The sequence below is a fragment of the Mitsuaria sp. PDC51 genome (assembly GCF_900113225.1).
Taxonomy (GTDB): Bacteria; Pseudomonadota; Gammaproteobacteria; order Burkholderiales; family Burkholderiaceae_C; genus Roseateles.
In genome coordinates, this window is sequence record NZ_FOZE01000003.1 from 687,628 (window position 1) to 702,975 (window position 15,348).

Genomic DNA, 15,348 nt, shown 5'->3' on the forward strand with positions numbered 1-15,348 from the left:
GTCACCGCAGCGTGACGATCCGGAGAAGATCCATGTATCTGTCTGTGAATTGCCATCCGCCCGCCATTTGCACGGTGGATGAGAAAGAAGACACGCACGTCGATATTTCGCGAGGAGTCTGCGCAGACTCGCCGCCATGACTGTCACGGCAGCCTGTCCTTGATGATCTGTCCGCCGACCTCCTTGGCGAACTGGCTGCCAGCCTCCTTCGCCGCCGCCTTGCCGGCTTCGCGCCGATCGGAACCGGTCGTAGATCGGGCGGCACCGCCCAGCGGGTGTGCGGACGGCTGTTGTCCGTCGCGTTCTGCCGATCATGGCGGCACCGACCGCCGCACCGAAGGTCTGACGGAAAGACAAGCCGCACCCCGCCGCGCCGGTCCTCGATCATCAGTCGCCCCGGCGCGACGCCCGTTGGGCGAGGCCTCAGGACGGTTCGCGCGGACCTTGCCGGCGCATGAGGCGGGGCTTTGTCGGATTGGGTAGTCCGTCGACAACGGACAGCGAGGCCGAGTAGCGAGTCTGCCGTCTCAGGACGCCGCGTAGAGCATCAGCCCGCGCTTGAGCAGCACGGGTTCGACTCGAGCGAAGCCGGCGTCCTGAAGCGCGACGCGTTGCTCTTCGACGGTCATGTAGAGCTGATCGTTCTTCATCCCGCCGGGGCCGGCGAAGTGATCGCAGACGAGGTAACGCCCCTGCGGTGCCAGCAGCCCTCGAACCTGCTCGTGAAGCGGGCGAGCGTGGCGCTTGTGGCGCAGCTCATGGACTGCCTGGTTCGTGACCACGTGGTCAAAAGGCCCGAGGCCCTCCATCCATGCGGGGTCGCGGAAGCTCTTCTCGATGAAGCGGATGCGGGCACTCGCCGCGCCGACCCGCTCCGCTGCAAGTTCATGCATGGCCGGCGAGAAGTCGAGCGCCGTGTAGGCGATGTGCGGGAGCGCATCGAGCAGGTACTTGGCGAGGAAGCCCGGGCCGGAGCCGAGCTCCAGCACCCGGAGCGCAGCGCCGGCGGCGAGCTGCGCGGCGAACTCCGCGAAGAATTCCGTCCGCCACGGGCGTTTCACCATCGCTTCATCGGCCCACTCGCGGGCGTCGGCCATCTGTCTCAGGTCGATGGGGCTGGGGACGTCGGGGACGGACATGCGAGGTGATTGTTGAAGTGTCGGGCCGGGGGGACTCTAAGCGAATGGGTGTGTGGTTCTGCATCGAAGCAGTTTTCGGATCAGCAGCAGGCTAGAGAGGACAGCGGGCATCTTTGCCCGGCATTCCTACGCGTCGATCGGCTCATACGCCACCACGCTCAGCCCAATCGTTCCTCGATACCCCATGTCCGCTAGTCCCGAGACCTTCGCCACGGCGACTCGTACAGATGCTGCTTCTTCCGTTTCAGCGGGCATCGGCGCGTGCCAGAACGACTTGGCGCCGTAGCCGCCGCTGCCATTCAGCAGCGCCAGCGATCGCAATCCGGGCGTGACCAGGGACACCCGGCACACCAGCGAGCGACCGACCGCAACCGAATGCGACTCGACGGCAGCGAAGTCGGACAGCACAAATTTCTGCTGCTTCGCCGAGAGACCGAATCGTGGCAGACGCTCGATCAATACGAGATTGCGAGCCCGATCGATGGTCGTGACGAATGCGCGCGCCTGGACGAAGTTCACAAGCACTGCGAACAACATCATCAAAGGAAACAACAGGAGCAAGAGCGCCTTCGGACTGGTGTCGTAGAACGTGAACTTCCAGAACATCCAGCTCAAGCCGGTCGCGAACACGAACAACCACAACCACATCGTCGTCGTCGCGGGGCGGATAACGACGGTGGTGTCGGTGACCTGTAGGGAACGAGGCATACAAAGGAGAAAAACGGTACGACGGATCGCAGCCGAAGCGATCGACCTCGACATTCTTGACTCTCAAGCGTCGGCTGGTTTGCATTTCAGCACGAGCTGCGCTTCAAGACATTTGGCACGTCCGCTCCCCAACCTTGAGCAGACTTCCCTCGTTGCCGTGACCGCAGCAAGTCGGTCGGAGCGCCCTTATATTCCCGCGCATGCACCAACTGCCCCACCTGCGGCCAGGGACGCTGGAAGACGCCACGACCATTGCAGCGCTGGCCATTCAGGTCTTTCTCGACACGTACGCGACGCAAGGCATTCGCCCCGATCTCGCCCGTGAGGTCTTCCGCGAATACTCGTCCGAAGCCTTTCAGGAGCGGATCAATCGCCCGGGCTGTCATTTCGTGCTTGCGGAGATCGATACGGCGCTCATCGGATTCGCGGAGGTCGATGCCTTCGCTACGCCATGCCCCGGCACCACGAGCGCCGGCGCCGAGCTGGTCCGTCTGTACGTGCAGCCGGCCTTCCAGCGTGTGAAGGTGGGACAGCGTCTGCTGGCCGCGGCGGAGGACGTCGCCAGGTCCACGGGTTTGCCCGCGCTGTGGTTGACAGCGTGGGACGGCAATCAACGCGCACGCGACTTCTACGCCGCGCGCGGCTACGCCGACATCGGCGAGACGGTCCACGTGATCGAAGGTCGGAGTTACGGCAACCGAGTGTTCCGCCGCGCGATCTGACGGCGGCGGCACGACGTAAGGTCGCCCGGCCGTCTGTTGGGCTGTGGAGAACTGCGGCTTCAGGCTGATCTGAGTCGTTCGTGGTCTAAGGCCTGAGGGGCAGCTGCTCCCCATAGCAGTCACAGGACTCCACTGTCCCGACGGGCGCCTTCATCCTCGGAACCGGCCGCTCGACTGTGGCGTCCGCCGCATGCCGACTTGAACGACCGCTTCTGTGCGACGCGACTGGCTCATGCCGACCCGATGCTGCCGCTCAGCTCGCGACCGTGAGCTACGGCAGAAGGCTGATGTCAGTCGGCCGTGCCCAACTCGTGGAACGTCGGCATCGGCCATCACCGGTCATTCGATGGCCTTCCCGGCACGTGGCCGGTTCACCGCTACTACCGGATACCGGACAGAGCTTCCGCCAGCCAGCATCTTTCATGCTCAGGCCTGAGCGACAAAGCCCTGAGTGGTGATCGCGTTGGCGTAGAAGGGCGCAATCTCGGAGAGGAACGCCGTCTGCTGCTCACGAGTAAATGCCGCCGACGCGTCGTAGATGACGTTGGTGTGGTAGCCCAGGTCATGCGCGTTTCGCATCGAAGATTCAACGCACTGCCTCAGCGCAAAGCCTGCGAGGTAGATGTCGAAGATGCGGTTGTTGCGAAGGTAGCTGTCCAGTGTGGTCGAAGCAAACACGCTGCTGCCGCCCGTTCGCTCGCGGATCACGTACTCGCCGTCCTGGGGCTCGAAGCCGGGAAAGAAGTCGGCCTGCGCACCGAGGAACGAGCCGTAGTCGCGCATCATCTTGCGCAGACCGTATTTCCCTTCGCCCAGCACCTTGAAGTGCGGCTCGAACTTGAGCGACGCATGAATGACCTCCATGCCTCTCTGGCGGGCCGCTGCGAGCGCGATCTTCGAGTTGGCGACGGCCTTGTCGAACTGCTCGCGGTCTTGGAACTGCCCGTTGATGCCGCCGGTCGGCGCCAACCAATCGTTGACGTACTCGATCAGGATCAGCGCGCTCTTGGACGATTGATTGCTCATGGTTTTGACTCCTTGGAGTGCGATTGGGTTGCATGAAATGGGGGTCAACCCGCCGCCAACAGGGCGCTTTGCTGGCGGAGATGCGCCAGGAAGCGGGAGGCGTAGTCCTCGGCAACGGCATGCCTCACGCTGGCTCGTGAGGCCAGCGCCTCTCGCCAGGCCGAGATGCGCGGCAGGCCATCGAAGACTTGCTGCGCCGCCGACGGGGCGATCAGCTCGAAGTAGCGAAAGAGCGGTGCGTAGACCGCATCGACCATGCCGAACGCCTCGCCGGCGAAGTACGGGCCTGCGGCGAGTTCCGCCTCCAGCTTGGCCAGGCGCTCGCGGAAGCTGGCGCGCTTTGCGTCGGCAGCCTGCGAGTCACGCGCATGGAGGAACTGCCAGCCTTCGGCGAAGGTCTGTGTGGCGAACTCGATCCAGGCGCGGTGCCGGGCGCGGGTTAGCGCGTCGTGGGGGTACATCGGCGCGCCGCCCTGTGTCTCGTCCAGGTACTCGCAGATCACGACGCTCTCGAAGAGCACTGCGTCTTCGGCATTGGCCTGGGGCACCTTGAGCACGGGTACCTTGCCGGTGGGCGACAGCGCGAGGAACCAATCGGGCTTGGCCGACAGGTCGACATTGACGCGTTCGAAGGCAACGCCCTTCTCCAGAAGGACGATTGCGGCGCGCTGCACGAACGGGCAGAGCGGGTGGCTGATGAGGGTGAGCATCATGAGGGGCATCTGTGTTGGCAGGGCTCAGGAAGGCGCCTTCGACTCGCCCGAGTCGCCAGGCGCCTTCGGCGCGCGGAACCTGGTGCGCTCAGCGATTGAGCAGGCGGCCGCCGTCGACCACGATTTCCGTGCCGATCGACCAGCGGGATTCATCGGAGGCCAGGTACAGCACGGCCTTGGCCACTTCTTCAGCCGTGCCGAAGCGGCCCAGCGGGATGGTGGCCGCGATGTCCTTGTTCACCTGTTCGCGATAGGCCTCGGGGATGCCCAGCTTGTCGTACAGCGGCGTGTCGATGGGCCCCGGGCTGACCGCGTTGATGCGAACCCCGCGGCCGAGCAGCTCGGTCGACAGCGTCTTCGACATGTTCAGCACCGCTGCCTTGGTGGCGGCGTAAACGGAAGAGCGGTCCGAGCCGACGTGCGCGCTGACAGACGTGTTCAGGACGACCGAGGCCGAGGAGGCGAACACCGGCAGCAGCGACTGGATCAGGAAGTACGGGCCCTTGACGTTGACGTCGAACGAGCGGTCGAACATCTCTTCCGTCCAGTCCTCGATCGGCAGCCAGACCGAGATGCCCGCATTGAGGAAGGCCACGTCCAGCTGGCCATAGTGGTCCTTGACGGCCTGTGCCAGGGCCTTCTGCGCAGCCACGCTGGCCGAGTCGGCGCGCAGCACCAGCACCTCAGGCCCGAGTTCGGCCTGGGCCCTGGCGATGGAATCCGGGTTGACGCCGGTGACGATGACGCGGGCGCCTTCGGTCAGAAACTGCTTGGCAGTTTCCAGGCCGATGCCGCTGGTGCCGCCGGTGATGAGGGTACGTTTGCCTTGCAAGCGTGACATGAGGTTCTCCTGTAGACGGCCACCCACCGTGGCCGATGGGGAGAATGTGCATCCATGCCTCCAATTCGATAAGATGACTAAATCGAATACCGTCCATGCACTCAGAGCATGAATTGGAGGGGCGCTTGGACCGATTTCTGCTGATGACCTGCTTCGCGCGCGCCGTGGAGACGGGGAGCTTCACGGCCGCAGCCCGTGACTTGGGCCTGGGGCAGCCGAACGTGAGCCGCTACGTCGCATCGCTGGAGGACCACCTGCAGACCCGGCTGCTGCACCGGTCGACGCGCAAGCTCTCCCTCACGCCGGAGGGGGAGCGCTACTACGCGGACGTCCGGCGGATTCTTGATGCGGTGGACGAGTCCGAATCGTCATTCCGCAGCAACGTCGATCCGTCAGGACTGTTGCGGGTGGCCTGCCCCACCGCGCTGGCCCATGCCTTCGTGCTGCCGCACGTTCCGACCTTTCTGGAGCGCTATCCGAAGCTGACGCTGGACCTGCAAATCAATGACCGCTATGTCAACCTCGTCGACGAGGGGACGGAACTGGCCATTCGCATTGGCCAGTTGGAGGACAGTGCCCTGCGGGCCCGACGCATCGGGTCTTACGAGCGGGTGTTCGTGGCGAGTGAGAGCTACCTGGCGCGGCGCGGCGTGCCGCAAACGCCCGACGACCTCCGGGACCACGACTGCGTCATCTACACGCTGCTCTCGTCGGGGGCCACCTGGCGCTTTCGGGACGCCGATATCCCCGTTTCCGGCAGGCTCCGGGTGAACTCGCCAGAAGCGGTCAGCGCGGCGGTCATTGCGGGTCTGGGGGTCGGCCATGGTCCGGCGTGGCTCTTTGACGAAGGGCTGAGGAGCGGGCGCTTGAAGTTCATCTTGACCGGCTACTCAGCGCCGGCCGTCCCTGTCCAGATCGTCTACGTCGCAAATCGACTGCTGCCGACGCGAGCCACGGTGTTCATGGACTTCATTGCCGATGTGTTCTCGCGGACGCCTGCCTTTGGCGGCACCGCCAAGCCGGTCGGCAACATTCAAGAATGACTGCCATCCACGGATGGTTTGGCCTCAATCGCGCGACACCGCGTCGGCGCAGAGGCGGTGTCGCGCGTCTGCAGATGTGGAGCGCCATTCAACCAGTGATTCGCTCACAGTTTGCAGAACTTCTCCCAAGCAAAGACACTGGCTGTCCAACTTCTCGGGGTCAGTTCATTGCGTTGGTGGACACCATCCTGACCGCCTCAGCGCGCCGGTTCAAGGTGAGTTTGCCGGACGCATACGGCTCAGATTCGAAGCGCAACGGCTCGCTTTGAGGCATTGCGCGCGCAAGCGACAGCTTTTTCCCTTCGTACTCTCCACCTCGAAGGTCGGCCCTGGGTCAATCTGAGGCGGTCGCAGGCGTCAAGAGCGGTCGCTCGGACGGCATGAGTGCAGCCAGCAGCATCGAACGGCCGCTCTTGCCGTCAGGCCAGTTGGCCGGAGGCTGATCCGGCTGGCACCCGTAAGGCCGGTATGCGCTGATGTCCGGTCACGCGATGCCCAACGGCGACCGACCGCGAACGCTGCTAACCTGCCACCCACTCCAACGGAGCCTTTCTCAAAGCCTTCTCGGTATTGGACGCGCGCTCCACTTCAATGCCAGGGTGCATGCGCAGCACCTGACTGAATGACGGATAGACAAGCCGCCCCTCGCCGCGCCGCTCCTCAATCAGTCACTCGCCCCCTCTGCCGGCCGTGACCGCTGCGCCAGCAGGCGCTTTCTCACCGCATAAATGTTGTTCCGCAGCGCGTAAAGCTCTTCCGCATACGACAGCGGCACCGCGATGCGGTGCGTGACGCGGTCCAGCTCATCCAACTCATCGAGCAAAGCCTCCCGCTCGCCCGTGCCGGTTTCCAGCTTCGCCTCCACCTCGCGCAGTCGCGCATACCAGCGGAACACCCGCGAGCGCACGCGGAAGGTGTACAGCGGCGGCACCACGCGCGACAGCGGCAGCATCAGCACCAGCAGGCCGCCGACCACCAGCCACATGCGTTCCAGCAGATTGCCGGCCCAGAAGGGCAGGTAGCGCGCCCACGCCGGCGGCGTGCCGTTGATCGCGCGGTCGCCCTCGGCGCTGACGGGCAGCTCGCTGGTGCGGGTGTTGGGGAAGTCGCGCGCGCCGTTGAACCAGCCCGCCCCGCTGTGCTGCCCCAGCGCCGCCTGCGCGAACAGCTGGCGCAGCGCCGGGTGCGTCTGCTCGCGCGCCAGCAGCGCGGTGGTGGTGGCTAGCAGCGGCACGTCGTGCGGCGGCAGATCGGCCGCCAGGTCCACGACGCCGCGCGGCAGCGTCACGGTGGACAGGAAGGGCAGGTGGCGCGAATAGGCTTCGTTCTGCTCGAAGGCCATCAGCCCGATGGCCGGGTCGCGCAGCAGCGCGCGGATGAGCCCCGCCTGCGGCGCCGAGATCAGCACCGCAGCGTCCAGCCGGCCCTCGCGCAGCGCCGCGCCGGCGGCGTCGGGCGCGAGATTGGACAGCCTCAGATCGGCCGGTGTCATCTGATTCAGCGCCAGCAGCTTCTCGACGATCTGCGGCACGCCGCTGCCGTCCTGGTCCACATTGACGCGCAGGCCGCGCAGCTGGGTCAGGCGCTGCAATTCGCCGCCGGGCTGGCGGCGCGCGATGCCGAGATCACGGCGATAGAAGACCCAGATCGGCTCGTAGAACAGACTGCCCAGCGAGACGATGCCGGCCTCGGTATCGGCCGCCGGATCGGCCATGCCGCCGCGGACGAAGCCCACGTCGGCCGTGCCCGCGCGCAGGTGAGCCAGGTCGTCCTGCGCGCCTTCGCTGGCGATCAGCTCCACCTGGATGCGCTCGCGCGCCAGCGCCTTCGCATAACCCTCGCCGAAACCGGCGTAGGCGCTACCGGCCGGGCCGGTGGCCAGCCGCACTTGGCGCGGCGGCTGCGGGTCCAGCCACCAGTAGGCCGCGATCAGCAACCCGCCGCCGAGCAGCAGCAGCGGCCCCATCGAGACCATCATGTCGCGCAGCGTCTGCAGCATCAGGCGCAGGCTGCGGGTGGCATGCCATTGCTGGATCGGGGTCATGGCCGGCCGCCCTGTGCGCGAGAGTTCCGGGTCTGCGCGCCGCGACGTCGTTCGCGGTCCAGGGCATCCGCACGGGTGTTGGCGGCGAGGGTGAAGATGATCGTGATGCCGGCGCGTCGCATGGGCTTGTCTTTGCCGATGGAGGAACGGCGCATCGTATTCGAGGCGCGCGGGCCGGAATCAATGAGAGGCCGCCCGGGTCCATGCCTGGACGTCGCCATGGGGAGAAGGAATCTCTCGAGCCACGTTCTGCGTGGCGAATGAGGCGACCAGCAGGATCAGGCCGATCGCGGCCGGCAGTGCGTCCTTCGGCTTGCCGGCACCGGCATGCGCGATCGCCGCCAGCAGCAGATGAAAGAACATGCCGGCATAGGCCAGGTCGCTCAATGGCGTGTTGATGCGCGACAGGACGGCCACGACCGCCAGCACCTTCAGCACGATGAGCAGCGGCACGAGGTAGCCGGGATAACCGAGCGCGGACAGCTGGGTCCTCACCCAGGCGGTCTTGAGCAGGTAGAGCGTCGCGGAGCTGAGGTAGAGCAGGGACAACAGCGCCGTGCTGATCCAGTAGACGGTGGATGCGGTCAAAAGCTTCTCCAGGGTGAATCGGGAGCCGGGAGAATGTCGGCCAGCCATCAAGCGCGCAAGTAGGATGAATTCGTCGGGGCCAGTATGGAAATGCAGACCAATGACCGCAGCGGCGTCAACATGCACGAGGAGATGCGGCGCGCATTCGCGCTGCTCTCGGGCAAATGGAAACTGGAGATCATGTGGCTGCTCAACCAGCGCATGCATCGTTTCGGCGAACTCCGCAAGGCCATTCCCGGCATCACGCAGCACATGCTGACCGCTCAACTGCGAGAGCTTGAAGCGGACGGGCTGGTCTCCCGGACGGTTCATGCCGAGGTGCCGCCCCGCGTCGAATACGAGATCACGCCGAAGGCGCGCGGGCTGGGTCCGACAATGGCGGCCTTGCAGGCCTGGTGGGCGGAGTACGGCGACAGCGTGCCGGTCAAGGGGCCGCCGCGAGGCCGCCCGGCAAGGCCCGGCCCCGCGGCGCCGTGAGACCGGAGCCGATCAGAACCGGTAGCCCACGCCCACGCCCACCAGCAGCGGATCGATCTTGAACTTGCCCACCGACGCGCCGGCCGAGCGGACGTCCGTCGACATCTGGATCTTCTTCACGTCGACGTTGATCGACCAGCGCTTGTCCAGCATGTAGTCGAAGCCGGCCTGCGCGGCCAGGCCGAAGCTGTGCTTCTTGTTGCGCGTGAGGAAGTAGCTGATGTCGACTTCAGGAATCGTCTTCTGGCTCAGCGACAGGCCAAGCCCGGTGCGGTCCTTGTCGGCCGGGTCGATCTTCACGGCGCGCACGCGCAGCTGCATGAACAGGACATGAACGCGGACGCAAGCGACGCTCGCGAGCTCGCGGCGCCGGCCGCGGCGTGAGCGGATGCGCTGAGCGCGAGAGCCCGGTCCGGCCCGGCCTCAGCCCGCCTGCAGCACCTGGCCGAGGATCACCATGTCCCGGCTCTTCGCGTCCGCCCACACGATGCCCGGCAGGCGCCCCCAGGCGCTGAAGCCCTGCGCGCGGAACAGCGTCAGGCTGGCCGCGTTGTCGTGCCAGATGAAGGCCATCAGGCGGTCGATGTGCCACAGCGGCGCCTCGACCCGCGCGTGGGACAGCAGGCGCCGTCCGACGCCGCAGCCGCGCCAGCCGCTGGCGATGTAGATCGCGACCTCCGCCGCCGGCATGCAGGCGGGCCGGTCGGCGAAGCCGAGCAGGCTCAGCCATCCCACGACCTCCACGCCGGCCTGCGCGACCCACAGCGGCCGGCCATTGGCGCGATGCGACGCCATCCAGTTCGCGAGGCCGTCGACCGGCAACTGCGCCAGGCAGCTGCCGAGCACCGGTCGGCCGCCGGCGCGCGCGTCGACGCCTGGCAGCGGCGTGGGCAAGGGCGGCAGCGACTCGTTGTAGATCCGGGTGATGGCCGCGAGGTCGCCGTCCAGCGCCGGACGGATCGCGATCGCCGTCGCGGCCGCGATGGGCGGCTCGCCCGTGATCGCCGCCAGGGCCACGGTGAACGCGGTGGAGGCGGGCAGGGCATCGGTCGTCGCAGTCATGGCGGTTCGGCGCTGAAGTCTGGGATGACCGCAATCTAGGAAGGACCGAGAGCCGTCATGGCACGCATCGCGAAGCGGCGCGCCGACGCGCGAAGGGAACGAGGTCCGCCCCGCGCGGCGCTTCGCGGCCGGGCACGTCGCTTCGCCCAGGGGCACGCCGGGCGCAGGGCGATGCCTACCCTCACCAATCGATAACACGCGGCGCACCGCGCCATCTCGGCCTTACCCAGGAGCAGCCATGTCCATCGATGCGATCGATCGTCCCTCGTCCGTGCAGCGCCCGTCGGCGCTCGACCTCTACAGCCAGTTCCTCAACGCGCCCATGGCGCAGCCCCAAGGGCCCGCCAGCGGTGGGTCGCCCGGCCAGCAGCTGATGGCCATGCTGGTCTACAGCCTCATGGCCGCCGCCCAGCCGCAGCAAGGCGGCGGCAGCCCCTGGCCCGACACCGCCGCCGGCCCCGGATCGACCGCCAGCCCGGCCGGGCCGATGGGCCCGGGCACCGCGGGCAACAACCCGCAGGCCGGCCAGCTCGCGCTGATCAACAGCATCCTCCAGCTGCTGCAGGCCTTGCTGCCGCTGCTGCAGTCGCTCGCGCAGAACGGCCTGCAGCCCACCAGCGCCGCCAATCAGCTGGCCAACCAGTTCGGCGGTGGCGGCGGGGGTGGAGGCGGCGGCTTCGGTAGCGGAGCGGGCGGCGGCGGTGGCGGCTCGCCATTCGGTGGCATGGGCGGCATGGGTGGCATGGGCGGACCGTCGATGGGCCCGGGCGCGGGTGGACCGGGCGGCGGCTCGCCGTTCTCGTCGATGCCCTCGGCCCCGTCCATCCCTTCGATCCCATCGATGCCTTCCTCGCCGGAGTCCGATCCCTTCTCGCCCTGGTCATCGCCACCGGGCAAGCCGTCGACTTCCCCAGCCCCTTCGACCCCTCCGGTGCCGTCGTCCCGGCCGTCCTCGCCGAGCGCACCCTCGACGCCGGCCAGCCCGGCCGCGCCGTCGGCACCAAGTGCGCCGTCCGCGCCGCCGTCCCCGTCCTCGCCGTCCTCGCCCTCCGGAACCGCACCGGCCTCGGGCGCGGGCAAGCCGACCGAGATCCCGCCGGCGACCGGCAAGGTGATCGTGAACGAGCCCATCGTCGTCAAGGCCGGCCAGACCTTCAACGGCGAGGGCAAGCTCTACCAGGCCGGCCCGTCGCTGGGCGACGGCGGCCAGAGCGAGACCCAGAAGCCGGTCTTCATCCTCGAGCCCGGCGCGAAGCTGGAGAACGTGCAGGTCGCTGGCGGCGATGGCATCCACACCCGCGGCGACGCGACGCTCAAGGACGTCTGGTGGAAGGACGTCGGCGAGGACGCGATGACGATGAAGGGCCCCGGCAACGTCAAGGTGATCGGCGGCGGCGCCTACGCGGCCACCGACAAGATCTTCCAGATCAACGCGCCGGGCTCGCTGTCGATCGACGGCTTCACTGCCGACGGCTTCGGCAAGGCGGTGCGAACCAACGGCGGCCACGACTTCCCGATCAGCATCGACATCCGCAACTCGGTCTTCCGCAACGGCGACGAGGCCGTGGTGCGCAGCGATGCCAAGGACGCGAAGATCAACATCGCCTCGGACGTGGTGATCGAGAACACACCGCACAAGGTGCTCGCGCCCCCGACGGCCGACGTGCAAGGCGTCGGCGCCTGGGAATACAAGCCCTACAGCGGCTGATCGAACCGCCCCGGCCCGGCGCCGGGGCTTCGCGCACGAAGGCTCTCGAAGGAGGGCGCGCGGTCTCAGCGCGCCGGCACGTCGACTCGCGCGTCGATGTGCGAGGCCTCGGCCGCGGTCACGCTGCCAAGCTGGACGACGAGGTCCAGCCCGTGCGTGCGCTGCGCCATGTTGCGCTCGTAGGAGCGCATCGAGTACGGCCGCATCGCCGCGGAATCCCGCCACTGCGATTCGATCTCGCGTTCCAGCGCGGCCACTTCCGCCGGCAGGCCGCCGGGCTGGCGCTCGCACAGCGCGATCGCGGAGCGGTAGGCGTCGTCGCGCAATCGCATCTCCGTGCCGACCACCACCCGCGCCGCGGCGCTGTGGTTGGGGCTGGCATGGCGCTGGATGTCGGTCACCAGCTGTTCCAGCCGCTGGCGGTCAGCGCCCGCCGCGACCCAGTCGCCGAGTTGCGGCTTCACCTGCTCGGCGAAGGCGTCGAGGTCCTGGTACTCGGTCTCGACGAAGGACAGCGGATGCAAGCGACCGTCCTCGTAGACGGCCTCCCGTCGCTCGAAGACACCGCCCAGGATGCGCTCCGCGCCGAGGCCCGCCTGCAGCGCTCCCATCGTGAGGTCGGCCTTGCCGGCATCGCCGACCGAGCCGGCCACCGTCTGCGACGCGCCCAGCGAGGCCCGCAGCGCCACGCCGGCCCGGCTGGCGTGACCGTCGATGCGGCGCTCGACGCGCATCGCGCCGCTGGCGTCGCCGTAGCGGCGGGTGACGTCGCGTTGCGTCTCGACGTAGCCGCCCGCGCTGGCCGTCGCCTTGAGCCGCCACTTGCCCAGCGACGCGGTGACGTCGGCCCCCAGGCCGTGCCGCCGACGCGCATCCCCCGCCTGGCCGATCTGGTTGACGGTCAGCTCCGGGAACTCCTGCAGCAGCTGGCGCAGCAGCGGCGGATCGCCGGGGTGGTGGGCGGCTCCGCCGGCGCCGTGATCGATGAGCCGGTCGACCAGGCGCGAGAACTCCTCGCGCAGCTCGGGGACCGGCCGGCCGACGCGCGGCAGGCGCAGCGACAGTCCCTGCAGCTCGGCCCGGTCCTGGCCGTAGAGCAGCGCGTCGACGTTGCCGCCAACCTTGAACGCGCCCAGGTCCGGCCCCACGCTCACGCCCAGCCCCACCTGGCCGGTGGTCTGGCGCTGCGTCCCCAGCACGATCTCCATGTCGTAGGGCGGCATGGCGATCTCGAAGACCGCGTGCCGCGCGCCCTGGACGCGTGCATCGACGCGTCCGCGCACGAACAGCGCCGACGCCACCGCGCTGATCGACGCCGTGATCTGTCGCAGCCCGACGCCGGCGATGCCGCCGCCGGTCAAGCGCAGCCGCGAGGAGCCCTCGATGTTGGCGACGATGTCCTTGAGCGCGGTCCGCAGCGTCTCGCGGTCGACCGCCTTCACGCGCGTGTCGCGGCCGCTGGCCTCGTCCTCGGCGCGGGCGAGCGCGGCCGATGCGGTGAGGAGCAGGGACGCGGAGCTCGCCGGCGCTGCGTTGGCGGCGCTGGTCGCGTCGGCGTTGCCGGCGTCGGCCGTGTTGGCCAGGTCGGTCGGACGCGCCGGAGGCGTTCCGCTGGCGCCCTGTGAGCGCGCGTCGGCCACCCAGTCGGCCAGCGCCGCGGCGTCCAGTCGCAAGCCGGCCAGCGCCTTGAGGTCGGGCAATTCGTCCAGGCGGCGGGCGAGGGCGCTCAGCACCGGCGGATCCGCGGCGGCCGCCTCGGACAGCATCAGCCGCGCCAGCCGCTCCCCGATCGCCTTGCGCGCGTCGGCATCGAAGCCCACGCGCTCGAAGGACGGGCTGGCCTCCTCCAGGCAGTGCGACAGCACCGCGGCGCGCAACAGGTGGGCCGGCACCGCGGCCGGGCCGCTCGACCGGCCCGCCGACACCCGGAGCAGCCCATCCCGCAGCGCGCTCGCGGCTTCGGTCAGGGCCCGCTCGCGCGCCGGGCGATGGCGCGCCGCGGCCGGCCCGCGTTCCACGCCCTGCACGCCGTGCCGCAGCGCGCGGAACGGCGACTTGCCGATCAACGGATTGCGCGGGCGCAGCGCGCTGCGCGGCGCGGCGCGGTCGATCCAGCGGCCCATCTTCATCAGCCGTGCGTCCAGCGCCGCGAACCGCGTGCCGGGACCGGTCTCGTGCAGGTCGTTGCGCACCGCCGCGAGCGCCCATCGATGCGGCTCCGCGGCTGCCACGTCGCCCGCCATCCGCGCGGCGGCGCAGAAGACCGCTTCGCCGGTGAGCGTCCGCAACGTGGCCGGATCACGCAGCAGCGCCGTTGGATCGCCGTGGTGATCGAGCCCGCGCGGCGCGCCTTCGGACGCCTTCAGCAGCAGCGCGAAATCGCGTCGCCGCGCGGGATCGACCGGTCGCGCGGTGACGGCCATCAGCACGTCCATGCCGGCCGGCGTGCCGCCCAGCGCGGAGGAGGTCCGCCACGCGGCCTGCCGGGCGGCGAGCTCGTCCGCCGCCGCGTGCTCGATCAGCATCGGCCCCCAGCCCAGCCGGTTGTTGCGCAGCCCGTCCTGGCGCCGGCGACGGCCGACGTCGGTGAGCCGACCGGGACTGCCAAGCAGCGCGGCCGATGGCGACGCCGATGCCGACAGCAGCGGTGATCCCGCCGGCGTCCGGTTCGCACCCGCCTGCCAGGCCGCGATCAGTTCCGCCTCCGCGTCGAGCGCGGCCAGCGAGTCCAGGGCGTCCAGCGCCAGCCGCGCGTCGCCATCGCAGGCCGCGGCCAGCGACTGCGCGAGCAGCACCACCGGCGCGGACGGCAGGTCGGGCGTGGGCGGCACGCCGGACAGGTCCAGGCGCGACAACTGGCCGGACAGGCGCGCCAGGTCTTCCGGCATCGTGCCGTCGCGGGTGAACAGCGTCGCGATCAGCGGGGCGAGGTCGGGCCGGTCGACGCGCATCGTGTCCAGCAGCACCGCGCCAGTGGGTGCGGTGCGGGACGGTGTCTCGGGCGGCGACACGGCGGCCGCGGCGGCGTCGCCGGCCTCGACCGGCCGGGCCGGCAGGGCGGCGCGCGGCGCGGTGGCGGACTCCGGCTGCGGCCGGGCCGGCGGCGCATCCAGCGGGCGGATTGCTGTGCTGGGCAGCAGCGGCGTGCGCTGTTCCTGGGAGAGCGGCGTGTCGATGGCGACACGAGAGAGGCCGAGTTGGCGCGCGATTCGAGTGGTGAAGGACATGGACTGCTCCTTCGTCCCGATCGTGGCGAGCGGTCATGACGGCCAGCCGC

General features: G+C 68.7%; 14 protein-coding genes. 4 read left to right on the forward strand and 10 right to left on the reverse strand.

Annotation, left to right across the window (positions count from 1 at the left end; all coding sequences use genetic code 11):
* Positions 1-527 precede the first annotated feature (527 nt).
* Entirely contained in the window at positions 528-1,139 is a 612-nt protein-coding gene (locus tag BM393_RS23445; RefSeq protein ID WP_091733578.1) for a class I SAM-dependent methyltransferase, read from the reverse strand.
* Between the two features lie 126 nt (positions 1,140-1,265).
* A complete protein-coding gene (locus BM393_RS23450; RefSeq protein ID WP_091733580.1) occupies positions 1,266-1,901 on the reverse strand; it encodes a hypothetical protein in 636 nt (211 codons plus the stop codon).
* 146 nt (positions 1,902-2,047) lie between these two features.
* Here BM393_RS23450 and BM393_RS23455 point away from each other — a divergent pair, with 146 nt between their 5' ends.
* Positions 2,048-2,569 (forward strand): GNAT family N-acetyltransferase, encoded by a 522-nt coding sequence (locus tag BM393_RS23455; RefSeq protein WP_091733582.1) that lies wholly within the window; start codon positions 2,048-2,050, stop codon positions 2,567-2,569.
* Between the two features lie 426 nt (positions 2,570-2,995).
* Here the strand turns inward: BM393_RS23455 and BM393_RS23460 are convergent, their stop codons facing one another.
* The 3 genes from BM393_RS23460 to BM393_RS23470 form a co-directional block, all read right to left on the reverse strand.
* Complete coding sequence (locus BM393_RS23460; RefSeq protein ID WP_091733584.1) at positions 2,996-3,595, reverse strand: isochorismatase family cysteine hydrolase; 600 nt, start codon at positions 3,593-3,595, stop codon at positions 2,996-2,998.
* Between the two features lie 44 nt (positions 3,596-3,639).
* Entirely contained in the window at positions 3,640-4,317 is a 678-nt protein-coding gene (locus BM393_RS23465; protein ID WP_091733586.1) for a glutathione S-transferase family protein, read from the reverse strand.
* 79 nt (positions 4,318-4,396) lie between these two features.
* Complete coding sequence (locus tag BM393_RS23470; RefSeq protein ID WP_091733588.1) at positions 4,397-5,149, reverse strand: SDR family oxidoreductase; 753 nt, start codon at positions 5,147-5,149, stop codon at positions 4,397-4,399.
* Between the two features lie 125 nt (positions 5,150-5,274).
* Here BM393_RS23470 and BM393_RS23475 point away from each other — a divergent pair, with 125 nt between their 5' ends.
* Positions 5,275-6,192 (forward strand): LysR family transcriptional regulator, encoded by a 918-nt coding sequence (locus BM393_RS23475; protein ID WP_254783578.1) that lies wholly within the window; start codon positions 5,275-5,277, stop codon positions 6,190-6,192.
* 664 nt (positions 6,193-6,856) lie between these two features.
* Here the strand turns inward: BM393_RS23475 and BM393_RS23480 are convergent.
* Complete coding sequence (locus tag BM393_RS23480; RefSeq protein WP_091733590.1) at positions 6,857-8,236, reverse strand: TAXI family TRAP transporter solute-binding subunit; 1,380 nt, start codon at positions 8,234-8,236, stop codon at positions 6,857-6,859.
* 180 nt (positions 8,237-8,416) lie between these two features.
* Positions 8,417-8,824 (reverse strand): DoxX family protein, encoded by a 408-nt coding sequence (locus BM393_RS23485; RefSeq protein ID WP_254783579.1) that lies wholly within the window; start codon positions 8,822-8,824, stop codon positions 8,417-8,419.
* 84 nt (positions 8,825-8,908) lie between these two features.
* Here BM393_RS23485 and BM393_RS23490 point away from each other — a divergent pair, with 84 nt between their 5' ends.
* The gene (locus BM393_RS23490) at positions 8,909-9,301 is read left to right on the forward strand and encodes a helix-turn-helix domain-containing protein (protein WP_091733594.1); all 393 of its coding nucleotides are present in this window, start codon (positions 8,909-8,911) and stop codon (positions 9,299-9,301) included.
* 12 nt (positions 9,302-9,313) lie between these two features.
* On the opposite strand, the gene BM393_RS23495 is transcribed toward BM393_RS23490, so the two are convergent.
* Positions 9,314-9,622 (reverse strand): OmpW family protein, encoded by a 309-nt coding sequence (locus tag BM393_RS23495; RefSeq protein WP_091733596.1) that lies wholly within the window; start codon positions 9,620-9,622, stop codon positions 9,314-9,316.
* A gap of 102 nt (positions 9,623-9,724) precedes the next feature.
* Positions 9,725-10,363 (reverse strand): GNAT family N-acetyltransferase, encoded by a 639-nt coding sequence (locus tag BM393_RS23500; protein ID WP_091733598.1) that lies wholly within the window; start codon positions 10,361-10,363, stop codon positions 9,725-9,727.
* Between the two features lie 238 nt (positions 10,364-10,601).
* Here BM393_RS23500 and BM393_RS25885 point away from each other — a divergent pair, with 238 nt between their 5' ends.
* Positions 10,602-12,071: a pectate lyase gene (locus BM393_RS25885; RefSeq protein ID WP_091733600.1), complete on the forward strand. Its 1,470-nt coding sequence runs from the start codon at positions 10,602-10,604 to the stop codon at positions 12,069-12,071.
* Positions 12,072-12,136: 65 nt separating this feature from the next.
* Here the strand turns inward: BM393_RS25885 and BM393_RS23510 are convergent, their stop codons facing one another.
* Positions 12,137-15,298, reverse strand: a complete 3,162-nt coding sequence (locus tag BM393_RS23510; protein WP_091733602.1) for a hypothetical protein — start codon at positions 15,296-15,298, stop codon at positions 12,137-12,139.
* Between the last annotated feature and the right edge of the window lie 50 nt (positions 15,299-15,348).

Coding starts and splice junctions, on each gene's coding strand:
- BM393_RS23445 (WP_091733578.1), bottom strand. CDS start 1,139: ATGTCCGTCCCCGACGTCCCCAGCCCCATCGACCTGAGACAGATGGCC.
- BM393_RS23450 (WP_091733580.1), bottom strand. CDS start 1,901: ATGTCGAGGTCGATCGCTTCGGCTGCGATCCGTCGTACCGTTTTTCTC.
- BM393_RS23455 (WP_091733582.1), top strand. CDS start 2,048: ATGCACCAACTGCCCCACCTGCGGCCAGGGACGCTGGAAGACGCCACG.
- BM393_RS23460 (WP_091733584.1), bottom strand. CDS start 3,595: ATGAGCAATCAATCGTCCAAGAGCGCGCTGATCCTGATCGAGTACGTC.
- BM393_RS23465 (WP_091733586.1), bottom strand. CDS start 4,317: ATGCCCCTCATGATGCTCACCCTCATCAGCCACCCGCTCTGCCCGTTC.
- BM393_RS23470 (WP_091733588.1), bottom strand. CDS start 5,149: ATGTCACGCTTGCAAGGCAAACGTACCCTCATCACCGGCGGCACCAGC.
- BM393_RS23480 (WP_091733590.1), bottom strand. CDS start 8,236: ATGACCCCGATCCAGCAATGGCATGCCACCCGCAGCCTGCGCCTGATG.
- BM393_RS23490 (WP_091733594.1), top strand. CDS start 8,909: ATGGAAATGCAGACCAATGACCGCAGCGGCGTCAACATGCACGAGGAG.
- BM393_RS23495 (WP_091733596.1), bottom strand. CDS start 9,622: ATGCAGCTGCGCGTGCGCGCCGTGAAGATCGACCCGGCCGACAAGGAC.
- BM393_RS23500 (WP_091733598.1), bottom strand. CDS start 10,363: ATGACTGCGACGACCGATGCCCTGCCCGCCTCCACCGCGTTCACCGTG.
- BM393_RS25885 (WP_091733600.1), top strand. CDS start 10,602: ATGTCCATCGATGCGATCGATCGTCCCTCGTCCGTGCAGCGCCCGTCG.
- BM393_RS23510 (WP_091733602.1), bottom strand. CDS start 15,298: ATGTCCTTCACCACTCGAATCGCGCGCCAACTCGGCCTCTCTCGTGTC.